This is a genomic window from Pseudomonas sp. Lz4W, assembly GCF_000346225.2.
Lineage (GTDB): Bacteria > Pseudomonadota > Gammaproteobacteria > Pseudomonadales > Pseudomonadaceae > Aquipseudomonas > Aquipseudomonas paraversuta.
On the sequence record NZ_CP017432.1, the window covers coordinates 1,826,507 to 1,850,865 of the forward strand.

Consider the following 24,359-nt stretch of genomic DNA (forward strand, 5'->3'; position numbering starts at 1 on the left):
TCAAGCTGGGAGTGCTGTCGGGGCCGAACCCATTCTGCTCCCAGCTCGGGAGGACACCGGATGCCTCATATGCCTGATAAGCCAGACACCTGGGTGATAGCGCTCGCGTGGCTGAGTCAGCACTCGCCGACGATCTATGCCGCCACGCTGTCCTTTGTAATGGCGGCGCTGCGGATCATCTACGGCGGCGGTACTCGGCGTCAGGCGCTGCTCGAAGCAACCATCTGCATGTTGCTCACCACCAGCCTGATTGCGGTGCTTGAGTACTTCGGTCTGCCTTCCAGCCTGGCGACACCGGCAGGCATCTGGATTGGTTTCTTGGGTGTGAAGAAGATTGCCGATATGGCTGACCGCTTCGCTGATTTCAAGCTGCCCCGAAGGTCAGACTGATGGCAAGCCCCTTTGAAATTTCAGTCCACGCAAACGTCAAAGAGATTTCGCGATCCCTTTCTCGACTGGCCCACTCGCAGATCAACTTTGCGACTGCTCAGGCGCTGACTTCGTTGGCCAAAGAGGTGCAGGCCGACGAGATTCGCAACATCGCTACGACATTCAGGAAGCCCAAGCCATTTACCCAGAAGTCAGTGGGTATACAGGGCGCACGCAAGGACACGCTGCAGGCCAAGGTATTTGTTCGGCCCATCGCGGCGAAGTACCTGGAGCCTTATGAGAAAGGCGGATCGCATGTCTTATCAGGTCGAGCGCTGATCAACCCGAAGAACATCAAGCTGGATAGCTACGGCCAGTTGCCGCGCAAAGCGCTTGCTCGCCTGAAGGCGCGTAAAGATGTGTTCATTGGCAAGATCAAGACCAGCAAGGGCACAGTAAATGGGGTGTGGCAGCGGATTCCTGCCAAGCGAAAGCTGCCGGCGCATCTGAAACTACTGATTCGTTTTGGTGATTCTTTGCCCGTGAAGAAGCGGTTGAGCTACCGGAGCAGGGCACAGGCGATCGTTGATCGCCGATTCAATGCCGTCTTCGCTGAGGCGATGAGCAGGGCCCTAGCGTCCGCTCGTTGAGCCTTTCAGATGGCAGGGCCGCCCCCCCACCCCCCCCTATGCTTGGGTCCCTCCTAGAGGTTCCTGCATCGAGGGCATTGCGCGCCCTGGTGCAGGCCCAACTATGAACTTTGAAAGGTGTTCGCACTAGAGGCCAGCGATGAAGCAAGGCATTTCGATTCGCGAGTTTGCGCGACGTGAAAGCGTGTCCGACACGTTGGTTCGAAAAGCGCTGAAGCTCAATAGATTGGCGGCTCTCGAGGATGGTTCGCTTAATCCTTTACTGGTCGGCAGCAACTGGCGCGAAGGCAACGCAAAGAGTGCGAACCGTGCGAACCAAAATGCGAACCCTGTGGTTCGCACTTCGGCCAAGGGTTCGCACGCTGCGAACCCCCTGCCAGTTGATGGTGAAACTCTCGAAGAGGAGGCCGCCCGACTGCTCGAAAGCGGTGGAGAGGCGAGCCACGATTACGCCGAAGCGCTGCGCCGAAAAGAGAACTACCTCGCCCTGTTGCGTCAGCTTGAGTACGAAAACAAGTCGGGTTCGCTGGTAGAGCTGGAGGTCGCTGAAAAAATCTTGTTTGAACAGGCCAGGGCATCCCGTGATGCTTGGCTCAATTGGCCTACCCGTGTTGGGCCGCTTCTTGCCGCTGATCTGGGGCTTGAGGCTGATCGTGTGGTTGGAGCATTGACGGAGTATGTCCACAAGCACATCAGTCAGCTTGGTGAACCAGAGATCGAGGTCGAATTCCCTAACGAAGTCTGACCGCCTGACTCTGGCCTATCGCCAAGGCTGGACACCGCCGCCGCGCATCAGCGTCCCCGATTGGGCAGATCGCTATCGCCGCTTGGCCAAAGAGGCCGGCGCCATTTCTGGCAATTGGGAAACTTCCACCGTTGAGGTGGCACGCGGGCCAATGATGGCCGTCACCGAAGCCGGTGTGCACGTCATCACGGTGATGGTCAGCACCCAGCTGCTCAAGACGGCATTACTGGAAAACATCTTCGGCTACTTCGCGCACCTGGACCCGTGCCCGATGCTGTTGCTGCAACCCAAAGAGGCGGCGGCTGAGCAGTTCTCGAAAGAGCGCATCAGCCCGCTGGTTCGCAGCACGCCGGTTTTGCGCGCCTTGGTGGGCTCTGGCAAAACCCGGTCATCCGATGAGACCTTGCTCTACAAGGCCTTCCCTGGTGGTTTTCTGGCCTTGGCCGGCGCCGGTAGCCCTGACAACTTGGCGCGGCGTCCGATCCGTATTTTGTTAAGCGATGAGGTTGACAAATACCCGATCACCCGCGAAGGCGATCCGATCATGCTGGCTGAGGAGCGCACGGCAAGTTTCGGTGCTAACTGGCTATCGGTTCGTGCTTGCTCGCCGACCGTCGAAGACGAATCAAGAATTGAAAAAAGCTTTCTGGCCTCTGATCAACGCCGGGCGTCGGTGGAATGTCCGGGCTGTGGCCATCGGCAGTTCCCGGAGTTCTTTAAGCATGTTCATTGGCAGAAAGATCCAGAAACCGGTGGGCACCTGCCGAAAACAGCCCGTATGTACTGCGAAGGCTGTGGTGATGAATGGTCGGAGGGTGAGCGTTTAAAGTCATTGCGCAGTATTCGCTGGCACCAAACCAAAACATACCAATGTTGCGGAGACCGGCATCAGCCCTTGGAGCAATACGACGCGGCGTGGAAGCTGGAAGAGGCCAGGTCGGTCGATCAGGTCTGGACGTTATCGGAAAGCCCTCGCCACTCAGTCTATCTGGCACGCTGCCCAACTTGTGGCAATCATCCGATCGACAATGAGCATGCAGGCTTTACCGCTTCGAAGCTGTACAGCCCTTGGTCGAAAGACAAACCGTCAGATATCGCGGCTAAGTGGTTGGCCTGTGGCGATGACGAGGACATGAAGCTGGCGTTCTATAACACCCAGCTGGGTCTGCCGTACCGGAAAAACTCCGGGCGGGAAATTCAGATTGAAGCGTTGGCCGCCCGTTGCGAGGTCTGGGCGGCCGAGGTGCCCGATGGCGTAGCACTGATCACCGTCGGCATCGACACTCAGGACTACCGCCTGGAAATGGAAGTCATTGGCTGGGGCGTCAACGAAGAGTCCTGGTCGATTGACTACCACGTCATCGACGGCGAGTTCGATCAGCCCGATGTACAGGCATTGCTGGATGCCTATCTCAAGCGAATCTGGTATCGCGTTGACGGCTATGCCTTCCCGGTCATGGCGGCCTGCTTCGACTCCGGCGGTCACCACACCCAGGCGGTGTATGGCTTCTGCAAGGCGCGTATCGGCCGGCGGATCTGGGCCGTTAAGGGCGAATCTGCCCGCAATGGCAAACGTTCTCCGGTCTGGCCGACGAAGGTGCCGAGTCGTCGCAGCAAGGCGACTTACCGCCCCGTGATGCTGGGGGTGAACGCCGCGAAGGACACCATCACCACACGCCTGATGAAGGACAAGCCGGGACCCGGTTACATGCACTTCCCGGTCAGCCGGGACATCAACTATTTCGCCCAGCTCACCGCCGAGCGTTCCATTGTCAAGGTGACGGGGGGCGTGAAGTATCGGGTATGGGAGCCACGCCCGGGCCGCGCGAACGAAGGCCTTGACTGCCGTGTGTACGGTTATGCCGCGCTCTGCGGTCTGCTGCACATGGGGATCAAGCTCAACAAACGTGCCGAAGAGGTCAATGCCTTGATCGGTACGCCTGTGCGTCGGCCAGAGTCTGAACATGTAGAAAGCCCGGCCCCAGAAAGTCCAGAACCGGGCGCAGCATCGGGTCCGCGCGTCATCCAAGCCAAACCGGCTAGGCGTAAATCACTGACCAGCCGGTTGGCTTGATTAATACTTGAATTGGAAGTTGCTATTGCCTGCTTTCGACTCAAGCTCTTGGGTTACACAGCCGTCGAGAATCATGTAAGACCCTGGTGCCATTGACTTGGCGACAGCGGTGCAATGCGACTGCATGCTTTTCGGCAGTGTTTCCCAGACTTTTTTGAGATTGTTGTAGGAGGTCTGCTCTTGCTCAAAACAGCCGCTCCGAATCATCTCGGAGGATTCACCTATGGCGTTGGCAACATTGTCGCAGTGTGTGTTGACATCGAATTTTGGCAACTCGGCCAGAGCCAATGATGGCAATAGCGCTAACAAGCTAACCCCCAAAATCCTATTCATCTGAATCATCCTTAAATTCCTAATTATGGCGGGTGCACACATGAGTCGCTTTGGTGCAGGCTCCAGCCTGCTTGCGGGTATGCCGCTATCACAACTTCAGGTTTCGCTAGAGAGCGCTCAGCAAGCCTACATCCAGCTATCCACGGGCGGCAAGGTTGAAAACGCGACATATACCCAAGGAGATGGCTCTAAAAGCATCACCTACACGCGGGCCAACATTGCCCAGTTGGCAAACGTGATCATGATGTTGCAAAAGCAACTCGGTATCGATGTTCGTCCCCGTCAGCCCATCAGGTTTGAGTTCAAATAATGACTAATCCCGTATCGATTGTTGGGCTCGACGGCAAGCCGCTCCAGCCCCTGCGGCCGAGTCGGGGGAAGATGCTTGCACCTGGTGGCGGCGCCCCTTACGACGCAGCTGATATCTATGGCGAGCACGTCGCTGGTTGGACGCCCCACCTGGGGTCGCCAGACGGCGACCTCAACATGTACCGCGACCGTATCGTGGCACGTGTCCGTGACCTGGTGCGTAACGATGGTTGGGCCTCTGGCGCGGTCACGCGGATTTTGGATAACGCTATTGGCGGGCATTTCCGGCCGCTGATTAAACCGGACTGGCGGGCCTTGGCAGCCTTTACCGGGAACAAGGCGTTTGACGCTACCTGGGCACACGAATTTGCTCAGGTAGCCAGTGCGAACTACCGATCTTGGGCCTTCGACACCGGACGCTATTGCGATGCCCAACGCTCGCTGACCATCACTCAAATGATGCGTTTGGCCTTTCGCCACAAGCTCATCGATGGCGATTCATTGGTGCAGGCCTGTTACATCCCGGAGCGAGTAGGGCAGGGTAAAGCCCGTTATGCCACGGCAATTCAGCTGATTGATCCGGACCGTCTGAGTAATCCACAACTGCAGTTTGATTCGGCCACGTCTCGCGGTGGCGTGGTGTTGGATAGTTTCGGTGCAGCTCAAGGGTATTGGATTCGCAAAGCCCACCAAGGGGATTGGTGGGCGGCGGCAGATAGTGTGACTTGGGAGCAGATCCCGCGGGAAACCGAGTGGGGTCGTCCGATCATCATTCACGACTTCGATCATGAGCGGGCCTCACAGCATCGGGGCGGTTCTGGCATCTTTGCGCCGATTCTCCAGCGAATGAAAATGCTTGCGAAATATGATGCTGTGGAGCTGGACGCCGCGGTGATCAACTCGATTTTCGGCGCCTATATCGAAAGCCCGTTTGACCACAGTTTGGTCGGCGAGGCGCTGGGTGATGAGACTGATTTGTCGGCTTACCAGGATCAGCGCGCGGACTACCACACCAACCGCAAGACTATGCTCGGCGAGTCTAGGTTACCGATCCTGTTTCCTGGCGAGAAAATCAACGCGGTGACGGCCACCCGGCCGAATGCCAACTTTGCCGGTTTCGAGAAATCGTTCCTGAATAACTTTGCTTCGTGCACTGGGCTGTCAGCGCAGCAAATGTCCCACGACTGGTCAGACACCAACTACAGCTCGGCGCGCGGCGCCTTGCTGGAGGCGTTCAAGACCTTGACCCGTCGGCGTAATGACTTTGCGACCAACACCGCCCAGCCGGTGCTGGGTTGCTTTATGGAAGAGTCGATGGAAGTCGACGATTACCCATTGCCCCACGGTGCGCCTGAGTTTATGGAGTGCCGTGCCATGTACTCGCGGGCTGAGTGGATGGGCCCAGCGCGTGGCTGGATTGATCCGGTTGCTGAAAAACAGGGCGCGGTTTTGGGTATGGACGCGGGCCTTTCGACCCTGCAGCAAGAGTGCATGGAGCAGGGGCTGGATTACGAGGAAGTGCTGGAGCAGCGGAAACGCGAAATCGACAAATTCAAAGAACTGGGCATTCCGGCGCCAACGTGGGCAGGCATGCAGATACCTGGCGGCTACACATCGGCGGACGAAGCCATAGAAAAACAGAGGCCCAACTAATGCAATTTGGACACCTGGCACAGCGCTTGTTTAACGTACCAGTGGCCATACGCCCGGAAAAAGCCGAGGTCATCATGGCCGCCCTGGCTGAGCGTATGGGCATTGGCCGAATGATGCGGGTCAGTGGTGATGCGGTCGACCTGAGCCCGATGGCGCTTGAAGGGGAGGGTTACAGCTACGCCGACCGCGAGTCACGCGACACTGGTTATGACCTGGTGGGCAATATCGCGGTGATTCCGGTCCACGGTACGTTGGTGCAGAAAACAGGCACCCTGCGGCCGTGGAGCGGTATGACGGGCTATGACGGCCTGCGGCAAGCATTTTTGACCGCGCTCTATGACCCAAAGGTGGCAGCCATTGTGTTGGATGTTGACTCGCCCGGCGGCGAAGTCTCGGGTTGCTTCGACCTGGTCGACACCATCTACAACGCCCGGGGTGAAAAGCCTATTTGGTCGATTCTTAATGAGTCGGCTTATTCCGCAGCTTATGCCATTGCCAGCGCCGCCGACCGTATCTATGTGCCGCGTACCGGGGGTACGGGCTCCATTGGAGTGATCTGCATGCATGTGGATTTTTCCAAGGCCTTAACCAGTGCGGGGATTGAGGTCACGTTCATCACCTACGGCGACCGCAAGGCGGACGGGCACTCAGAAATCCCTTTGACCACGGAGGCGCTTGCACGCTTTCAAGATGACATCGACACCATGGGGGAACTGTTTGTAGAAACCGTTGCCCGCAACCGAAACATCACGGCCAGTAAGGTGCGTGCAACGCAGGCCGGCACCTACCTTGGCGCTGCCGGCGTTGCGGCCGGTCTGGCCGATGCTGTCGCGGCGCCCGACGCCGCTTTCCGGGCGCTGCTCTCTCAGCTGGCCTAGCTCAAAACGATCAGAGGTAAGACCATGACCATGCGTACACGACTCAGTGCGTCGATGCCGTTTGCCCACCTATTTGGCTTGACGGCACGGGCTGAAGACGAAGACGAAGACGAAAAATCCAAGCGTGCCCGTCGTGCCGATGAGGGCGATGACGAAGACCTCGAGGACGATGAGGACGACAAGGATGCCAAGGGCCGTAAAGCCAAAGGCCGCAAAGCCAAGGGCAAGCGCGCCGATGAGGGCGATGACGAAGACCTCGAGGACGATGAGGACGACAAGGATGCCAAGGGCCGTAAAGCCAAAGGCAAGCGCGCCGAAGAAGGCGATGACGAAGACCTCGAAGACGAAGAGGACGACAAATCCGCTAAGTCTAAAAAGGCCATCGTCGCCAGTGAGCGCGTCCGTTGCGCCCGTATCTTGACCCATGGCCTGAAGGCCGGTAACGCTGAGCAGGCGTGTGTGTTTGCCTTCGATACCAACATGTCGGCTACGTCCGCCATCAGCGCCCTGAACGCGGCCGGCGCCGCTGGCGGTCGTGGTGGCGGCCTGGCTGAACGCATGAAAAAAGCTCAAGTGCCGAATGCCGGGGCCGGTGGTGGCGACGAGCTGCCCGCAGGTGCTTCTCCGGTTGCCCAGCGCATTATTGCCGCCGCCGCTCGTGCTCAAGGCCGTTAACCCACCCGCAACACGGAGATAGACAGCATGTCGCTCACCCCCACTGAAATTCGTGATAACCCTCAACGCCCTGGTGTTCAGGCTCAGGTCTACAGCCCGGATCAACTGATTTCTGATGCGCGAAGTCTGGTCACTCAGCCCGTCTTGTTGGCGAGTGGTGACCTAAAGCGCGGCACCGTGCTTGGTCAGCAAACCGAGAACCCGGTGCAAGTTGTAAGTAGTGCCGGCAATACCGGTGACGGCGTGATCGGAAGCATCACCCTGGGACCGGCAGTCAAAACCGGTGGTTATAAACTCACTGCCACCGCCCTCACCAAGTTCAACGTCATCAGCCCTGCCGGCGATGTGTTGGGCGTGGCCACAGTCGGCACGCCGTTCAAACACGCTGAAATCGCGCTGACCATTACCGCCGGCGGCGTGGCGTTCAAGGTGGCTGATAGTTTCACCCTGAATGTGTTCGATGCAGTCGGCACGTATGTCGAGTGCGTGCGTACCGCCACCGATGGCAGCCAGAACCCGCTGGCGATTCTGGTGGATGACGCCGATGCCACCAGTGGTCCAGTGACGGCCGGTGCCTATTTGTCGGGAGAGTTCAACGCGGCCCGACTGATTTACGGTACTACCTGGTCATTGCCTGCGCTGGTCTCGGCCATGCGCCCCTACGGGCTGTTTGCCAAAAGCTCAATTTCGGCGGCTTCCCCGTCGAACAACTCGGCGCCGTAATCAGGCCCACACCCGACCGACCCCCAAGGCCCACAGATGTGGGTTTTTTTGTGGCTTGGATTTAGCATTTCTTGCTTGGAGAGGCCCATGACTGCCGCCAGTTCGTTCCCGTTCAGCACCACTGACCTGATTCAGGTTGTGCCGACGCTCAAGCGTCCGCAAAAGTTTTTGCTTGATAAGTTTTTCCCGAATATCCAGAACTCTGAAACTGAGTTCGTGGCCATCGACATCGATGTTGGCCTTCGCCGTATGTCGCCTTTTATCAGTCCGCTGGTGCAAGGCAAGTTGGTTGAGCAACGTAAATACCAAACCAACACCTACAAGCCGGCCTACATCAAAGACAAGCGCGCCCCGGATCTGCGCAAGCCGATCATGCGTCAGATCGGTGAGCGCATCGGCGGTGGCAACATGACGGCCGGTGACCGCGAGATGGCCAACGTGGCCTTTGAGATGGCCGATCAAATCGACATGCTGGATCGCCGGCTTGAATGGATGGCCGCGTCCGCCATGCTGCACGGCAAGGTCATTGTGTCGGGCGAAGGCTTTGAAACCGAAGTGGTCGACTTCGGTCGTGATGGCCAACTGACCATTGCCCTGACCGGCGATAAGCAGTGGGGCACCAAAGCCAACTTCAACGCGGCGGGCCGAGACACGGTTCCGGCGGACAACATTGAGGAATGGCAGACCCTGATGCTGCGGCTGTCTGGTGCGCAAGCCACTGACCTGGTGTTCACCACTTCGGCCTGGCAGAAGTTTGCCAACGACGAGAAAGTCTTCGGCGCGGTGTATTTTCCGAAGCAATCCGAGGCGGGCAGCATCAACGTCGGCCCGCAAGTGGCGCCGGGTGCCGTGTACAAAGGGCGCTGGGGCCAGTTCGATCTGTGGCTCTACAACGAATGGTTCATCGACGATGACGGCGTTGAGCGGCCGATGCTGCCAGACGGTTACATGTTGATGTCGGGTCAGCAACTGATGGGCACTCGCGCTTTCGGCTCGATCATCGATCCGGCGTTCAACTACCAGGCAATGCCTTACGCACCGAAAACATGGGTTGAAAATGACCCGGCGCAGCGCATTTTGCTGATGCAAAGCTCGCCGCTGGTGATCCCTAGCCGGGTGAATGCCTGTCTGGCCGCCAAGGTCTGCACCCCGCTGAGCGCCGGTTAATGGCAGGCGCGACCACAACGGGGGCCTCTATCGTGGAGGCTGTCGTGGCTGCTGGCCGAACTGTCGTCGGTGCCAAAGGCAAGAAATTTGGCCCGGGAGAAACCGTGAAACTGTCCGCCACTGAGGCCGATACGCTGACTGCGCTGGGCTTTTTGGTGGACGATGATGCCGTGGTCAAGAAACAAACCGGGCCCCACATCAGCGTCACCAGTGGCCCTACGGTGAGGGTCGCTTAATGATCGACTGGGATAGCCTAGTGTTGGGGCCGCTGGAAAACATCTTTGGGGAGGCTAAGCACCCCGCTGGGCCCATCATGTTTTACCCGGTGGGCCGCAGCGCCTATCCCATCGATGGGGTGTTTGACTCGGCCTATCGTGAGGTCGAGTTGATCGACCCTATGGTGGACTCGAACAGCACCCAGCCGGTGCTGGGTGTGCGTCTTTCAATCTTTCGTGATGAGCCTGCCCAAGATGACGAGGTGTATATCCCCAGCAGCGGCAAGCGCTATCTGGTCAAGGATGTGCGCCCCGACAGCCACGGCTGGGCCAAGCTGATGCTGGGTGAAATGTAATGACCACCACTGCCGATCTACGCCGCCTGACGATGGAAGCGCTGGTAGGGGCCACAGAAGCCGGTGACCGGGTGTTTGCTGCCCGGTCATGGCCGATTGCCAAAGGTGACTACCCGTTGTTGTACCTGCATTCACCGGCCGAAGACATGGAGTCTTTGGGGCGCAACGGCGCGCCCCAATTCACCGTAACCGCGGTCATTCGGGTCAGTGCGCGGATTCAACTCAAAAACCTGCCCCGTAACGCTGCAGCGGCACAATCGATTGATGAGCTGGAGGTCATGCAACAGCAGATCAAAAGCGCCTTGATCAATTATTCGCCTTTGATGACGCGCCTTCAGCAGTTTGCCTTTGTGCGCTCGGAGATTCAGGAGGACGGAGAGGGGGCACTGGAGCTGGCTGAACTGGTGATGGATATCGGCATGGAGTTTTACCAGGGCCCAGAAGAGTTCTATCCGACTCGGGTCGACCCACTTCAGCAGACACACATAATCAACGACCTGACCAACGTCTTCGATATCAGCGGTACCTATAGCGATCAGGCTTTTCCTGATGCTGTAAATCAAGCTCCGCGCACCGCTGGCCCTGATGGACGCGCCGAAGCAGTGCTCGACATCGATAACACCCCATAGGACACATCATGCGCATTTACCCCTCGGCCGGGCTGCTTGTACGCGACCCGGTAAAACGTGACTTCTTGCCCGACACTGGCCGGGAAGTGCCAGACGGCGATCTGTATTGGTTGCGCCGGCTTGGCTGCAACGATGTCACCTCGACCCCGCCCAAGACAAAGCCAACCCCGGACGTTGTTGCACCCAGCAGCAAACCGGAGAAATCGCCCAAAGCCCCTGCAGGGAGTGACGCCCAATGACCGTCCCGTTTAGCAATATTCCCGCGAACCTTCGGGTTCCGTTGTTTTACGCCGAGGTCGATAACTCCCAGGCCAACAGCGGCGCGCAAACCCAGCGGGCGTTGATCATTGGCCAGGTACTGGCATCCGGCAATGCTGTGGTTGGCGTGCCTGTGCTGGGCCAAGGCGTCGCCGATGCCAAAGCCAAAGGTGGGCTGGGCTCCATGCTGGCACTGATGACGGCGGCCTATGTGGCGGCGGACCCATTCGGCGAGGTCTGGTTTTTACCCCTGGCTGATGCTCAAGGCGCAGTGGCGGCGTCAGGTTCCGTGTTGATCGCCGGCACGCCAACGGCAACCGGCGTTATCTCGCTGTACATTGCCGGTCAACTGGTCAGCCTAGCCGTCACCATCGCAGAAACACCGGCAGAAATCGCGGCAGCCCTAGCTGCTTTGATCAACGGTTCTGGCAATTTGCCAGTCACCGCAGTGGCGACAGCGGACACGGTAGCCTTAACCTCGAAAAACAAAGGCGTTACGGGTAACGAAATTGATCTTCGGCTGAACTACCGGGGCACGGCTAGCGGTGAGGTTGTACCCACCGGGCTGCAACTGACCCTCACCGCTATGAAAGCCGGGGCCACCAATCCGGTACTGGATACCACGCTGGCCAACTTGGGCGACGAACCCTTCGATTTTATCGTGTGCCCTTACACCGATACGGCTTCGCTGAACGCCCTGAAAGCCCTGTTGAATGACAAAACTGGGCGTTGGAGCTATGCCAGTCAGGTCTATGGCCATGTCTTTGCGGCGCAGCGCGGCACCTTGGCGACATTGGCCACCGCCGGTAATGCTCGTAACAACCAGCATGAAAGCATCATGGGGTTCTACGATTCGCCGTCGCCGGCCTGGATCTGGGCGGCAGATGTGGCGGGAACCGCTGCAGTGGCTTTGCGCGCTGACCCGGGGCGGCCACTGCAAACGCTGACGCTGAGCACAGTGCTGGCACCGCCATCGGCTCAGCAATTCATTCTGGGCGAGCGCAACACGCTGCTGTGGGACGGTATCTCGACCTTTATGGTGGGCAGCGATGGAACCGTGGCGATTGAAAACCTGATCACCACCTACCAGAAAAACAGTTTTGGCGCGGCAGATGACAGCTATCTGCAAGTGGAAACCCTGTTCTTATTGATGTACGTGCTGCGGGCTCAGCGCACGCTGGTGACTTCCAAGTATTCGCGGGTCAAATTGGCTGCCAACGGCACGCGCTTTGCGCCGGGTTCGGCGATCGTGACGCCAAACGTCATCAAGTCTGACTTGATCGCTCAGTACGGCGAACTTGAATACAACGGTTACGTGCAGGACACAGCTGCGTTTTCCAAGGCATTGATCGTCGAGCAGAATTCCACGAATCCCAACCGGATTGATGTGCTGTGGCCTGGCACCCTGATCAATCAATTGCGCATCTTTGCGCTGCTTGCCCAATTCCGCCTGTAACCCGGGCGCTTCCTCAACGACCGCCGCTGTGCGGTTTTTTTACGTCTGGAGAAACACATGGCTGCTGCCCCCAATCGTCTTGCCGGGACCTGCTACCTGACCGTTGACGGCGTGAGTTACATGCTGGCCGGTGACTTTGCTTACAAGGTTTCCGGAGTTTCCCGCGAAACCTTGAAAGGTCAGGACGGCATTCACGGCTACAGCGAAACCCCACAGCCGGGCTACATCGCGGCCACGCTGCGCGATTCCTCGACCCTGAGCATTGCCGACATCAACGCCATGAGCAACGCCACTGTCGTAGCTGAGCTGGCCAACGGCAAAACCATCATTGGTCGCAACATGTGGGCCACCGATCAACAAGAGTCCAAATCTTCCGACGCCACTATTGAAGTGAAGTGGGAAGGCCCTTCTGTAACGGAGAACTGATCCATGTTTGACGAAGAAATCATCATCGCTCTGAGCAAGCCCGTAACCATCGGTAAAGGCGACGCCGCAATCAGCTACCACGAGCTTAAGTTGCGCGAACCCACGGCGGGAGAGCTGGAAAAAGCCACCCGTGCCGACACTTCCATCGGCGCGGCGATCACCTTGATCAGCTTGATCACCGCTATCCCCCGGACAGCGGTTGAGCGCATCAGCAAGCGCGACCTGGTGGCGGCAAACAACTTCCTTGAGGGTTTTACCGAGCCTGGCCAGATGGCGGTGGAGGCTGGCCAGAGCTGATTGCTGAGCTGACCAAGTATTACGGCTGGGGGCCACGCGATGCGTGGTCTTTGGGCCTGGCAGAGCTGGCTTGGTGGAATAAACAAGCTAAACGAATTGAGGGGTAGGGGCAGTGGCGAACACGTTCAGTATCACCATCAGTGCTGTCGATAAAGCCACTGCGACCGTGCGCCGGGTCAACGACTCCATCAGTCGGCTGACGCGCCCATTTCAAGACGTGGGCAAGTCATTCAAAAGCCTCGGTCGTGAGCTGGGATTTGAGAAAATCGGCAGAAACCTCGGCACCATCGGGCGTGAGGCCAGTGGCGCGGCGCGCTGTATTGGCTCAATCATTGCGCCGATGGCCGCAGTCACAGGGCTTGGGTCGGTGGCCGGAATCGCCGTACTGGCGAAAAACTGGGCCACCCTCAGTCGCTCTATCGACAGCAGCTCGCACAGCATCGGTATCTCGTCTGGGCAATTGCAGAGCTTTCAGGGTGCGGCGCAAATGGTCGGGGTTGAGGCATCGGCCACTACCTCAAGCCTGGATGGTTTGGCCAACACCATGCAGGACGCCCAATGGGGTCGGAATCAGGGCGCGTTGTTGATGTTTAACAAGCTGGGTATCGGCCTGAAAAAAACCAAAGACGGGACCTGGGACGTGGTGGCTCAGTACAAAGCGGTGGCCACCGCCATCGCCAAAGAAGCCAGCCCGCAGAAGCAAAAGTTGATTGCGCGAGCTTTTGGCATGGAAAACATGCTGCCGTTTCTGCGTCAGGGCGCAGCGGGAATCGAGCGTTACGAGGCTATGGTTAAGCGCCTTGGCTACGTGATGGGGGATGACGCGGTTAAGCGTGGCAAGGCGTTCAGCCTAAGCCTAGCGGGGCTTGGTGTGGTCATTGATGGGGTTAAAAACTCGATTGGTGATGCGCTGATTCCTGCCATGAAACCGTTGATCGATCAGTTTTCGCTTTGGCTCGCCGCCAACCGTGAGCTGATTGCGACCGACATTGGCAACTGGGCCAAGGGCTTTGCCACATGGATCAACAAAATCGACTGGAAGGAAATCGGCGACGGTATCGTCAAGTTCGGCAAGGGCATTGGTGATGTCGTCAAATGGTTGGGCGGCTGGGAAAACGCCGCCATTTTGGTAGCGGTCGCAATGAATGCCGGACTGATCGGCGGGGTGCTGATGCTTGGGACCACCCTTGTCTCCGCCGGCGCCGGGATTCTGGGCTATATCGGTTTGCTGACCCGTATTGGCAGTGCTGCCACTTTGGCTGGGGGTGCCGCAGCAACAGCAGCTGCAGGGATAGCAGGAGCGGGAGCCGCAGGGCTGGGGGCGGGTGCTGCGGGTGCGGGAGCGGCCGGTGCGGGCGCTGCCGGCGTTGCAGGGGCTTCCTTTGGTGGTGGCCTCGGCGCTTCGCTATTGGGGCTCGGGGCGCTGCTGTACTCCCCCAGCCTGAACACGGGAGAGGCTGACATTGTCCGGCGTCGGCGGGTTGCGCAGGGACTTCCTGAGGTCGACCCCTCACAGGTGCTGGGTAGTGTTTGGAAATCCCAAGGCGGGCTGAATGAGGATCTGGTCAAGCGCTCGATGGATTATTTCCAGGGGCAGGGCTGGAGCAAGGCCCATGCCGCAGGTATTACGGCCAACCTTGGACTTGAAAGTAACTTTGATCCAGCAGCAAAAGGGGATAACGGCCGGGCGTATGGCATTGCCCAATGGCACGATTATCGTCAGCAACAGTTCGCTAAATGGGCCGGCAAGCCCATTCAGAATTCCAGCCTTGAAGAACAGTTGAGGTTTGTTCAATACGAACTGACTCAGGGGGGCGAAAGAAAAGCCGGAGATATGTTGCGTGCAACGACGACCGCTCGACAGGCGGGCGACATTGTGTCGAGGCAGTACGAGCGTCCGGCGGATGCCAATGGGGATGCTGCCAAGCGTGCCGCCGTCGCCGAATATCTAGACCTGAGTAATCCAACGGGCATGCCCGCTGCTCCCCAGGCTAAAGACATACCGGTCGCGCCCGGACTGTCCGCGCCGCTTAGCAAGGCGCCTGAAGGTCCTTATTCCAGCGGCGTGCAGAATCAGGGGGGGAAAGTTCAGGTCAATATTGAACACGCCAACGCGCCGGAGGGCATGAAAGTGAGTTCCAAGGCGGAAGGTAAGGTTGAGGTGTCGAGTCGAGTGGCATATTCAGGTGTAGGAGCAATCGCATGACGCTGTTATCAGAGATTGTCCAGATCGCCCAGGACTCAAACAGGACCTGGACCGAAAGCCTTAACAAAGCCTCTTTTCGTGGTGTGCCGTTCGCTATCTATGGTGGTGATGCCCGCTTTGGGCGGCGGTTGGCGCTTCATGAATATCCCGGTCGCGACAAGCCGTACATCGAGGACATGGGGCGGGCCACGCGGCGAATCCGCATGACCGGCTTTCTGGTCACCGACAGCCTGATTTATGGCGGTGGCGATGTGCTTGCTCAGCGTGATGCACTGGTTGCCGCCGTTGAGCAGCCCGGATTGGGTGCTTTGATGCATCCCACTCTGGGTGCGCTGAACGTGAGTGTTCCGGCGGAAGGCTTGAGCGTGATCGAACGCTGGGACATGGGCCGTTACTTTGAAATCAGCATCATTTTTATTGAGTCAGGCGATCGGGTTTTTCCGAGCATCACCACGTCCAGCGGCAGCTTGTTGGATAAGTTGGCAGGAGCGCTCGGATTGTCGAGCGCGTTGGATTTTGTACGCAAGATCATTGGTGGCGTGACGTCGGTGATCAATGCCGTTCAAGGGGTGATCAAGTTCGGCAAAGCTATTGTCGGCATGGTGGTGGGCGTCATCGCGGACTTCAAGGTGCTTGTCGGGACCATCACACGCGACGTTCGAAGCCTCACTAGCTTGGCCAGCTTGTTGGTGGGTAACTTTGGCCGCTACGCCGATGGCAACGTCAGCAGCGCCTTAATCACCAGTAAAAAAGCCAGAAACAGCAGCGCGACCATGCCGGAGTTGATTGCGGATAGCGCCGCCAAGCGCGCCGCCGTCGATGAGTCAATGGAGCGCCTTTTGGAGGCGGCAGAGAATCTAGACGCGAGCAGCAGCGATACGTTTACCGCTGCGGTGCAGGCAGTCATGGACGATTTGGTCGCGGGGATTGCTGACCCTGGGGATGCAATCAAGCTGTTGGGGCCGTTGGTGAGTTTCACTCCAAGCACCTACAGCGGCGTAGGGATTGTCGGAGCTGCTCGAGCGATAGCACAGGATGCCACGGCTTCACTGCTGCGCCGGACAGCATTGGCCGCGATGGGTAAGGTATTGGCGTCATACGCTCCAAGCTCATACGACGAAGCCATGAGCACCATGCGTACCGTGACCGGGTTTATTGATGCGGAGATTTTGGTGGCGGGGGATGTCGGTGATGATGAAAGCTATCAAGCACTGATTGCCTTGCGCAAGGCAGTGGTTAGCGCGCTAACCACTACCGGGGCAACATTGCCCAATCTGGAAACATTCAATTTTCGGGCAGCTTTGCCGGCGTTGGTCATGGCCAATAGGTTGTACCAGGACGCGTCACGGGCCGACGAGCTGACTCAGCAGGCTAATCCGATACATCCGGCATTCATGCCGACCACGATAAAAGGTTTGGCCCGATAAGCAGTGAGGTTATGAGCCTCTGCAAGAGGTGAGCATCATCGCGGTCAAGGTGGACTGAAGCCCTGCTCGATCTGATGGCTGCACAATGACCATGCGGCCATCATCCACAAGTTCAGCGGTCCATTTCATATCCAGTAGATGGTTATTTCTGTTGGTGTAAATGGATCTGCCAGTTGCTGTCTTGCTGAAAAAACTGTCCTTATCGAACAACGTCGTTTGCAACCAATATTGTCCGGCGCAACCGGGATATTTATCGAGTTCAGCAATCACTTTCTCGCCTTGCTCTTTCATCAAGTTGACGCTTTTTTCCTTGAAGTCATTACTTTGAATGGTCGTGGTAACCAGAAAGTATGCGCCCGCAATAAGTCCTACAAAAACAACCTTACCTAACAACCTATTCATTCTTCATCCGTACTCGATCAAACGTCGCCATTAAAAATGACGACTGTGGGGTGCTTGTCCGCGCGTTTCTGAGGGAACCCATGCAAACCGATGATCTAACCATAACCTCTGGCGACATGGCTATTACAGGCTGGACTGACATTCGAGTGACAAGAGGCATTGAGCGCCTGCCCAGTGACTTTAACGTGGGCATGACCGAGCTTTATCCGAATGAACTGGCTCGCCTGAACATCGAACCAGGTGCCCCGTGCGAAGTACGACTAGGTGCTGACCCGGTGGTAACGGGTTATATCGATCACTTTGTCCCGAGCATCACTGCGAATGAGCACTCCATCGGAATTAGCGGACGATCTAAATGTGCAGACCTTATTGATTGCGCTGCTGAATGGCCTGGCGGACAAATCAGTAATGCGACGGTGTTGGGTATTGCCCAAAGGCTGGCATCTGTTTACGGGACGCGGATTAACGGGGTTCCAGAAGGCATTAAAGTGTCTACTGATCGGGATGATTTACCGATTTTGCCGCAGGTCAACATTATGTTGGGTGAATCAGCCTTTGAAATCATCGACCGCATGGCCCGTTTTTCCGCGGTCCTGGCGTATGACCTGGCTGACGGTAGCCTTTTCCTTGCGCGGGCCGGAGAGAAGCGGGCAGCCAGTGGTTTCACTGAAGGCGTCAACGTACAGCGCGCCTACATCGACTTTGCCGCCGACCTGATTTATTCGGACTACGACGTTTATATCCAGTCGATTGATACCTTTACCGACCTTGGGTTGGAGGGCAACCGCATTCACAAAGCCAAGGACCTCAACTGTAAGCGTCATCGTCGGATGGTGATTATTTCCGAGGGCGGCGGAATGGGTAATGAGGTCGCAATGGCACGCGCGCAATGGGAGTCCGCACGGCGTAATGGTCGCTCCCGCGTCGTCAGAGTGACTGCAGACAGTTGGCGGGATTCATCTGGGGCGCTGTGGGAGCCGAACACGCTGGTACCGGTGTCACTGCCGCGACTCAAATTTAGTTCGGAAAGCATGTTGATCACTGAAGTGACTTTTTTGAAAAACGCTTACTCAGGCACGACCGCCGAGCTGACACTGATGGACCCGAGCGCCTTCGTGCCTCAGCCGATCAACCTGATGCGGATGTATGGGGAGTTTTATCAATGAACCCAGCCAAAGACATGACTGGCGTGATGGAACGCTTGTGGCGGCGGGTTCAATTGATGTCGAGCTGGGGGCGAGTGACGTTCAGTGACGACAGCCGCAGTGCGCAACTGCTCCAGGTCAAGCTCAACGACTCAGAGACCCGTGATGACACACCACGAATAGCCGAATTTGGGCTGACGTCTCGCCCCCCAGAGGGTTCGGATGTGCTGGTGGTCTTTCTGGGCGGAGACCGTTCCAAGGGTGTGGTAGTGGCCACCGCACACCAAGCCAGTCGGCCCAAAGGCTTATTGGTCGGCGAAACCATGCTCTACGACCTATGGGGCAAATCGGTGTACCTGACTAAGGATGGCGGGATTGTTGTGGAAGCGAAGGGCGCGCCTGTCACGGTGAATAACGCGACTACCGTTACCATTAACGCTGCTGAAAGCGTGGAGCTGGCCACGCCGCTTCTGCATGTCACTGGCGACATTGTGGCCGGAGGTAATATCACCGATAGCGTTCGCAGCATGGCGGATGATCGCAAGCTGTTTAATTCACACACCAACGGGAGCGGCACCACCACGCCGTCGCCACAACAATGACCGATATCACTACGACTTGGATTACCTCAACCGGTACTGGCGACTGGACCATCAGATCGGGCGCACTTGCCAGTGGCGACGACCTGTCTAGCGCGGTATTGATCAGCATATTCACCGACAGGCAGGCCAATGCGGATGATGCTCTTCCTGATGGCAGTGATGATCGCCGGGGCTGGTGGGGTGATCAAGGCCAGGGCGTGCCGATTGGTTCGCGGCTGTGGCTTCTGGATCGTTCACGGTTGACCCAAGACGTAGCCAATACCGTTCAAGTTTATGTATCGGAGGCCCTGAAATGGCTTATCGATGATGGTGTGGCGGCGGGCGTTTCGGTTATGGCCCGAATTTCTGGCCAGAGTCAGCTCGACACCGTTGTCACCGTTACCCGTAATGACGGCACTAAGGTGCCGCTCAAATACAGCTGGGTTTGGCAGTAGCCGCTTAACAGATACAGCACCGTATCCGCCTCAAGGGCGGTTTTTTTTGCCTGGAGTTTGATCCCATGCCGTTTCCGCGCCCCAAACTGTCTGATCTGCGCGCCCAAGTATCCGCCGATATCACCGCCGGCCTTCCGTCCGCCGACGGTTTATTGCGCTTCTCCAATCTCAATATTTTGGGTACTGCCCTCGCGGGACTTGGGCATTTGAACTACGGCTACCTCGATTGGATTGCCAAACAGGCAGTTCCCTATACAGCGTCAGGTGAGTTCCTGGAGTCCTGGGCGGCGCTTAAAAAGGTGTACCGAAAAACGGCAACCTCTGCGACCGGGAAAGTCTCATTTCCTGCGAGGGCTGGTGCAATCATCGATGCTGGTTCCGAAGTTACCCGCAGTGATTCAGTGGTGTTCAAAGTGAACACAACAGTCATCGCAGGGGATTCGGGTAGCGTAGTGGTATCTGTCTCTGCGGTAATTGCCGGTGTCGCGGGAAACACTCCGGTTGGCAGTCTGATGACACTGGGCACTTCAATTGACGGTGTGCAGTCCAGAGGCGCCGTCACCGCGGTTATCACCAGCGGGGCGGATCAAGAAAATGATGACTCATTGTTCAAACGCATGCTCGATGCCTTTCAAAACACACCCAAAGGGGGCTCAGGGGCGGATTACGTTTCATGGGCTAGGGCGGTCCCGGGCGTCACCCGCGCCTGGTGTGCACCGAATGGGTATGGTGCTGGCAGCGTGGTGGTCTACGCCATGCTCGATGGCGCTAATGCCGACTACGACGGCTTTCCACAGGGAACCAACGGTCTTGCTAGCGATGATGCACGTTCAACACCCGCCAGCGTTGCCTCAGGTGACCAGCTGACCATAGCCAACAGCATCTTTGCCGATCAGCCAGTCACGGCCATGGTCTATGTCTGTGCGCCGATGGGCTTGCCCATCGACTTCACGATCACCGGGCTGACTAATGCTTCAACGGCCACCAGGGCAGCTGTTGCTGCTGCGATCGCAGATGTTCTTGCAGAGCAGGGTGCTCCCCTGAATAACGGTTCCATTGTGGAGCTTTCCGCAATTGACTCGGCGATTGCATCTATCGCAGCGACTGCGGGGTTTGTTGTCACATCACCCACAGTGAACCCAATTAATACCTTGGGAAATCTTCCCGTACTGGGTGCCATCACCTACGGCTGAGCCAATCATGTCTAAACCATCTTTCAGCAGCGCCGACTTCACCTCGGCGCTTCTTGGGTTGCTGCCTCGTGGCCGGGTCTGGCCTAAGGAACTCAGTAGTATTCAGGCGCAGGCAGCTTCTTGCTTTGCACCTACATTTGAGCGCATCAGCGATAAGGCAGTCGATTTGATCGCCGATGCGTTCCCTGGAACCACATCGGATTTGTTGAGTGAATGGGAACTGACTTTAGGTCTTCCTGATGGTTGCACTGTCCCCGGCTCTCAAACAATCGCTGAACGGCAGCGCGCAGTGGCCGAAAAGATATCGGCATCGGGCGGACCGCAACGCTCTTACTACCTTCAAATGGCAACCCACCTCGGCCTCACGGCCATCATTGATGAGTTCCAAACAGCGTGCGTCGGCTCCACCAGCGTCGGTGACTTCCTGTATGGGGATGGTTGGCCATGGTCGTGGGTTGTCGGCATCGACGTCGACTATTACGGGACGCTTCCAGCCGCAACACTCTCCTGCCGATTGGGGCTAGAAGCCCCCGAATACACGAATGTTGAGCTTGGCTTTGGCAGGGATGTGGTTAAGGACATTGCGCTGAAAGTAGATCAACTGTTTAACGCCATTCATTACGTGATGCCGCCCGCCGTGGCCGGCATCGAGGACCTATAGCATGCAGAGGATTTCCAGCTGGACCGAGTTTGTCGCCCCCCGGGGGCTTTTTCGATACGGCACAGTAGTGGGTGGGAAACCACCTACACCACTCAAGGCTGAGTGGTTGAACATGCTTCAGGAAGAGATGGCCAACTTTATCTTGGCTTATCTGCCCGAGCTTGACGCCACCGACAACACGCAGTTGCTCAAGGCTATACAGGCCTTTGGTACAGCCTTCCCACTAAAGGCCACGACTTTGGCTGGCTACGGCATTGTTGACGCCTATACGAAGCCTGAGGCGGATTGGCTGCTATCGAAGAAGGCCAACAACGCTATCACGTTGGCCGGCTATGGCATTGGCGATGCCTATACGAAGCTAGAGGCGAATTTGCTGCTATCGGAGAAGGCCAACAACGCCACGACTTTGGCCGGCTACGGGATTGTTGACGCCTATACGAAGCCTGAGGCGGATTTGCTGCTATCAGAGAAGGCTAACAACGCCACGACTTTGGCCGGCTACGGCATTGTTGACGCTTATACAAAGCCTGAGGCGGATTGGCAGCTATCGAAGAAAGCCAACAACGCCATCACGTTGGCCGGCTATGGCATTGGTGATGCGTATACCAAGGTGGTGATCGATGCCGCGTTGGCAGCCCTGCAAGCGGCGGTTGACAGCCTATCAGCGACTAAGCAAGACAAAAACACTGCGCTAATGGCGCCGACGGGTTGGAGGCTGGATAAGGCAACTGGTTTTCTTGAGCAGTGGGGGAGTGGTTATTGCGCGCCTGATTCCCAAACGGGTGTCATCGACTTCCCGACCCCTTTTGCTGAGGTTTACAACTGCCTGGGCAGCAAGGTGACGCCCAATCCAGTTGACTCTGATGGGAACGCTGTAGGTGTTTGGGCCGTCAGCGAAACTCAGTACAAACTCTTTAATGACTCCGCTACACATGGAGCCACTGTCCATTGGCGCGCCATCGGTAAGGCGCCCGGCTATTGAGCTTCAAACCCATAGAAATCTCACAACCCGCCTCGGCGGGTTTTTTATTGCCCAAGGAAAAGTAAATGACAGAAGTTGCAGCGCTTGAAGCCCATGCCGGGGCTCTATCGGAGGCGGCCGCCAAGTCCACCGCGGCGGCGGCAAAGCAGCATGAGTACATTCATGGCGATGATAATAAAGACGTAGATACTGAATCCGGCGCGGTGCCTTCGATTGCCAAGCAAGCGCGACTGGGTGTCGAAAAAATCTCGACAGTGTTTGAAGAGGCTGCCGTGCAGAGTGGGGGGGCGTTGCCCTTTCCGAGCATTGAAATTGGGATGTTAAACACCCCGGAAGGTGGCTTGTTCACCGTGCCGGCAGCGCCTGATAGTGAGTACCTGGTGCTCTACAAAAAAGAGAGTGGTCAGCCTGTCGAGCTTAAGACGTCTGCTTCAAAGCAGCGCGTTGACGAGGTGGAAGATGGCGCCTTGTTCTCGGTTCTCGCGGCCGTTAATGGCAGTCTAGATTTGGATTATCCGTGGTCTATCACTGATGAAGTAATGAAGGTGATTCTAGGTATCCGCAAAACGGGGGTTGTGGATGCGATCCTTGATCGTATGCCGGGGCTATCCCATTTCGGCGATTATGCTTGGCATATCAGCGATCAAAACGAGACTGTTCTACTGGGTATCAAGTGGTCGGGTGAGGTGGTTATGTACCCTTCCGCCTTGGCGTCAGTGCCTGCAGGCTACGCGTGGGATGAAGGGACGATTGGTCAACGCGATGTTTTTACTCTGATCGATGGTGTGCCCTACCAGCTGACGTCTAGTGGCGATAACACTTCGCCCCAAGTGCTCGGTGTTCAGGTGCATTACGTTGAGCGCAACGGGACTGTAAAAACTCGCTCAGTACCCTTGCCGGAAGCCGGATCGGTTGCCGCGTTTGTGGGCAGAATCATCCATGTCATTTTCCTGGGTCAGTCCTTGGCTTGTGGGATTAACTCAGGTAGCCCAGTGTCAACGCAGCCTACTGCGGCGAATCGGCTGTTTACTTTGAAGGCCGGTGTGCAGCTGGTGAACGAAGCGGGGGTTTTGGCCAGTAATATGGTCGCGCCATTCACTCCCCTTATGGCAAACGTTTCCAAAGAGCCTCCTTGTCTGCAGGCGGCCGCTGAGATAAACCGCAATCGCCGTTTGCCGGCAGATGCGGGTTTACTGATCAGCAACCACGGGCGCGGCGCCCAAGGGATTCGGAGCCTAAACAAAGGGACTATCCCCTACGAAAACAGCCTGACCGCGATTCGCGAGGCGAAAGCTGAGTGTGACCGCAAGGGCTTGCCTTATTCCGTTCCATGCATCAGCTGGAATCAGGGGCAGCATGACGGAGGGATGGCAGAGGGGGTTTATTACGCGCTGCTTGTTCAGCTCCAGCTTGACTATGAGGCTGACATTCAAGCGATCACCGGCCAAACGGGACGTATCCCGATGGTTATCACACAGATGAGCAACTGGACGGCGCCGGTCTACAAACGTGCTTTTAGCTACATTCCTCACGAACAGTACCAGGTATCGATTGATTACCCGGATCGCTTCGTTGTTTCCGGCCCGCAATACTGGTTGCCGAGCAACAATGACGGGATTCACCTTCCTGCGAACTCCTACAGCCGTGATGGCATTGCGTTATCCGGTGCGATAGGCGCGCTGATTAATGGCGAAAAGTGGCTTCCAACATCCTGTTATTCAGCTGTTCGCAAAGGAAAGGTAGTCACGCTTCGTTTCAATGTGCCTCATGGCCCGCTGGCCATCGACACGCTGAACGTAACCGATCCGGGAAATCTCGGCATTCGCTGGATCGACAGCACCTCAAGCGTGAGCGTAACCAGCGTGGAGCTGGACGGATATGACGCGTTACGCGTAACGCTGAGTGACGAGCCTACGGGCGCGTCCCCAATGATCGGAATTGCAGACATCGGGATAGCTGGCAACCGGGCTGGCCCTGATACCGGCCCACGAACTTGCATCAGAGACAGTGCCCCGAACCTAGATGCGTTCGGCGTACCTGTTTACAACTGGGCGTGCCATCAGCGCATTGCCGTAACTTCTGTTTAATAGAGAG

The 24,359-nt window shown here is 57.2% G+C and carries 28 protein-coding genes; 26 read left to right on the forward strand and 2 right to left on the reverse strand.

What is annotated here, in order from left to right:
* Nucleotides 1-60 precede the first annotated feature (60 nt).
* From B195_RS08695 to B195_RS08710, 4 genes are all read left to right on the forward strand, one after another.
* Entirely contained in the window at nucleotides 61-390 is a 330-nt protein-coding gene (locus tag B195_RS08695) for a phage holin, lambda family (RefSeq protein WP_037001968.1), read from the forward strand.
* On the forward strand, nucleotides 390-1,019 hold the full coding sequence (locus tag B195_RS08700) for a hypothetical protein (protein ID WP_003447394.1): 630 nt from the start codon (nucleotides 390-392) through the stop codon (nucleotides 1,017-1,019). Before B195_RS08695 ends, B195_RS08700 begins: the two co-directional genes overlap by 1 nt.
* Nucleotides 1,020-1,158: 139 nt before the next feature.
* A complete protein-coding gene (locus B195_RS08705) occupies nucleotides 1,159-1,764 on the forward strand; it encodes a hypothetical protein (protein ID WP_003447395.1) in 606 nt (201 codons plus the stop codon).
* On the forward strand, nucleotides 1,697-3,838 hold the full coding sequence (locus B195_RS08710; RefSeq protein WP_083912810.1) for a phage terminase large subunit family protein: 2,142 nt from the start codon (nucleotides 1,697-1,699) through the stop codon (nucleotides 3,836-3,838). Before B195_RS08705 ends, B195_RS08710 begins: the two co-directional genes overlap by 68 nt.
* Here B195_RS08710 and B195_RS08715 read toward each other — a convergent pair whose 3' ends face one another.
* Nucleotides 3,839-4,171 (reverse strand): hypothetical protein, encoded by a 333-nt coding sequence (locus B195_RS08715; protein WP_037001996.1) that lies wholly within the window; start codon nucleotides 4,169-4,171, stop codon nucleotides 3,839-3,841. It abuts the gene before it with no gap.
* A gap of 40 nt (nucleotides 4,172-4,211) precedes the next feature.
* On the opposite strand from B195_RS08715, the gene gpW reads away from it, so the two are divergent.
* The 15 genes from gpW to B195_RS08790 all read left to right on the forward strand — a co-directional run bounded on the left by gpW (nucleotide 4,212) and on the right by B195_RS08790 (nucleotide 16,846).
* Nucleotides 4,212-4,481: a gpW family head-tail joining protein gene (gpW, locus tag B195_RS08720; RefSeq protein ID WP_003447402.1), complete on the forward strand. Its 270-nt coding sequence runs from the start codon at nucleotides 4,212-4,214 to the stop codon at nucleotides 4,479-4,481.
* Nucleotides 4,481-6,133: a phage portal protein gene (locus B195_RS08725; RefSeq protein ID WP_100917152.1), complete on the forward strand. Its 1,653-nt coding sequence runs from the start codon at nucleotides 4,481-4,483 to the stop codon at nucleotides 6,131-6,133. Before gpW ends, B195_RS08725 begins: the two co-directional genes overlap by 1 nt.
* The gene (locus tag B195_RS08730) at nucleotides 6,133-7,011 is read left to right on the forward strand and encodes a S49 family peptidase (RefSeq protein WP_003447406.1); all 879 of its coding nucleotides are present in this window, start codon (nucleotides 6,133-6,135) and stop codon (nucleotides 7,009-7,011) included. Before B195_RS08725 ends, B195_RS08730 begins: the two co-directional genes overlap by 1 nt.
* Nucleotides 7,012-7,035: 24 nt before the next feature.
* Nucleotides 7,036-7,686: a hypothetical protein gene (locus B195_RS08735; RefSeq protein ID WP_003447408.1), complete on the forward strand. Its 651-nt coding sequence runs from the start codon at nucleotides 7,036-7,038 to the stop codon at nucleotides 7,684-7,686.
* Between the two features lie 27 nt (nucleotides 7,687-7,713).
* Complete coding sequence (locus tag B195_RS08740; RefSeq protein WP_003447410.1) at nucleotides 7,714-8,409, forward strand: head decoration protein; 696 nt, start codon at nucleotides 7,714-7,716, stop codon at nucleotides 8,407-8,409.
* Nucleotides 8,410-8,496: 87 nt separating this feature from the next.
* Nucleotides 8,497-9,576 carry a major capsid protein gene (locus B195_RS08745; protein WP_003447412.1) on the forward strand — a complete coding sequence of 360 codons (1,080 nt, stop codon included), beginning with the start codon at nucleotides 8,497-8,499 and terminating at the stop codon, nucleotides 9,574-9,576.
* Nucleotides 9,577-9,620: 44 nt separating this feature from the next.
* Nucleotides 9,621-9,812 carry a hypothetical protein gene (locus B195_RS08750; protein ID WP_100917153.1) on the forward strand — a complete coding sequence of 64 codons (192 nt, stop codon included), beginning with the start codon at nucleotides 9,621-9,623 and terminating at the stop codon, nucleotides 9,810-9,812.
* Nucleotides 9,812-10,147, forward strand: a complete 336-nt coding sequence (locus B195_RS08755) for a hypothetical protein (RefSeq protein ID WP_003447416.1) — start codon at nucleotides 9,812-9,814, stop codon at nucleotides 10,145-10,147. Before B195_RS08750 ends, B195_RS08755 begins: the two co-directional genes overlap by 1 nt.
* Nucleotides 10,147-10,776 carry a hypothetical protein gene (locus B195_RS08760; RefSeq protein ID WP_003447418.1) on the forward strand — a complete coding sequence of 210 codons (630 nt, stop codon included), beginning with the start codon at nucleotides 10,147-10,149 and terminating at the stop codon, nucleotides 10,774-10,776. The genes B195_RS08755 and B195_RS08760 overlap by 1 nt, the downstream gene beginning before the upstream one ends.
* A gap of 8 nt (nucleotides 10,777-10,784) precedes the next feature.
* Nucleotides 10,785-11,015, forward strand: coding sequence for a DUF2635 domain-containing protein (locus B195_RS08765; RefSeq protein WP_003447420.1), 231 nt, complete (start codon nucleotides 10,785-10,787; stop codon nucleotides 11,013-11,015).
* Complete coding sequence (locus B195_RS08770; RefSeq protein ID WP_003447422.1) at nucleotides 11,012-12,490, forward strand: phage tail sheath subtilisin-like domain-containing protein; 1,479 nt, start codon at nucleotides 11,012-11,014, stop codon at nucleotides 12,488-12,490. The genes B195_RS08765 and B195_RS08770 overlap by 4 nt, the downstream gene beginning before the upstream one ends.
* A 57-nt stretch (nucleotides 12,491-12,547) precedes the next feature.
* Nucleotides 12,548-12,916, forward strand: a complete 369-nt coding sequence (locus tag B195_RS08775) for a phage tail tube protein (RefSeq protein ID WP_003447424.1) — start codon at nucleotides 12,548-12,550, stop codon at nucleotides 12,914-12,916.
* 3 nt (nucleotides 12,917-12,919) lie between these two features.
* Entirely contained in the window at nucleotides 12,920-13,213 is a 294-nt protein-coding gene (locus tag B195_RS08780; RefSeq protein WP_003447426.1) for a phage tail assembly protein, read from the forward strand.
* 112 nt (nucleotides 13,214-13,325) lie between these two features.
* Nucleotides 13,326-15,419 (forward strand): phage tail tip lysozyme, encoded by a 2,094-nt coding sequence (locus tag B195_RS08785; protein ID WP_003447427.1) that lies wholly within the window; start codon nucleotides 13,326-13,328, stop codon nucleotides 15,417-15,419.
* Nucleotides 15,416-16,846 (forward strand): DNA circularization protein, encoded by a 1,431-nt coding sequence (locus B195_RS08790; protein ID WP_003447429.1) that lies wholly within the window; start codon nucleotides 15,416-15,418, stop codon nucleotides 16,844-16,846. Before B195_RS08785 ends, B195_RS08790 begins: the two co-directional genes overlap by 4 nt.
* A gap of 9 nt (nucleotides 16,847-16,855) precedes the next feature.
* Here B195_RS08790 and B195_RS08795 read toward each other — a convergent pair whose 3' ends face one another.
* Nucleotides 16,856-17,248 (reverse strand): hypothetical protein, encoded by a 393-nt coding sequence (locus B195_RS08795; protein WP_003447431.1) that lies wholly within the window; start codon nucleotides 17,246-17,248, stop codon nucleotides 16,856-16,858.
* A gap of 80 nt (nucleotides 17,249-17,328) precedes the next feature.
* On the opposite strand from B195_RS08795, the gene B195_RS08800 reads away from it, so the two are divergent.
* From B195_RS08800 to B195_RS08830, 7 genes are all read left to right on the forward strand, one after another.
* Nucleotides 17,329-18,414 carry a phage baseplate assembly protein gene (locus B195_RS08800; protein ID WP_037001971.1) on the forward strand — a complete coding sequence of 362 codons (1,086 nt, stop codon included), beginning with the start codon at nucleotides 17,329-17,331 and terminating at the stop codon, nucleotides 18,412-18,414.
* Nucleotides 18,411-18,995: a phage baseplate assembly protein V gene (locus B195_RS08805; RefSeq protein ID WP_003447435.1), complete on the forward strand. Its 585-nt coding sequence runs from the start codon at nucleotides 18,411-18,413 to the stop codon at nucleotides 18,993-18,995. The genes B195_RS08800 and B195_RS08805 overlap by 4 nt, the downstream gene beginning before the upstream one ends.
* A complete protein-coding gene (locus B195_RS08810; protein WP_003447437.1) occupies nucleotides 18,992-19,429 on the forward strand; it encodes a phage GP46 family protein in 438 nt (145 codons plus the stop codon). The genes B195_RS08805 and B195_RS08810 overlap by 4 nt, the downstream gene beginning before the upstream one ends.
* 65 nt (nucleotides 19,430-19,494) lie before the next feature.
* On the forward strand, nucleotides 19,495-20,622 hold the full coding sequence (locus B195_RS08815) for a baseplate J/gp47 family protein (protein ID WP_003447439.1): 1,128 nt from the start codon (nucleotides 19,495-19,497) through the stop codon (nucleotides 20,620-20,622).
* Between the two features lie 7 nt (nucleotides 20,623-20,629).
* Nucleotides 20,630-21,283, forward strand: a complete 654-nt coding sequence (locus tag B195_RS08820; RefSeq protein WP_003447441.1) for a putative phage tail protein — start codon at nucleotides 20,630-20,632, stop codon at nucleotides 21,281-21,283.
* 1 nt (nucleotide 21,284) lies between these two features.
* Nucleotides 21,285-22,265: a hypothetical protein gene (locus B195_RS08825; RefSeq protein ID WP_003447445.1), complete on the forward strand. Its 981-nt coding sequence runs from the start codon at nucleotides 21,285-21,287 to the stop codon at nucleotides 22,263-22,265.
* Between the two features lie 65 nt (nucleotides 22,266-22,330).
* Nucleotides 22,331-24,352 (forward strand): hypothetical protein, encoded by a 2,022-nt coding sequence (locus B195_RS08830; RefSeq protein ID WP_003447447.1) that lies wholly within the window; start codon nucleotides 22,331-22,333, stop codon nucleotides 24,350-24,352.
* Nucleotides 24,353-24,359 lie beyond the last annotated feature (7 nt).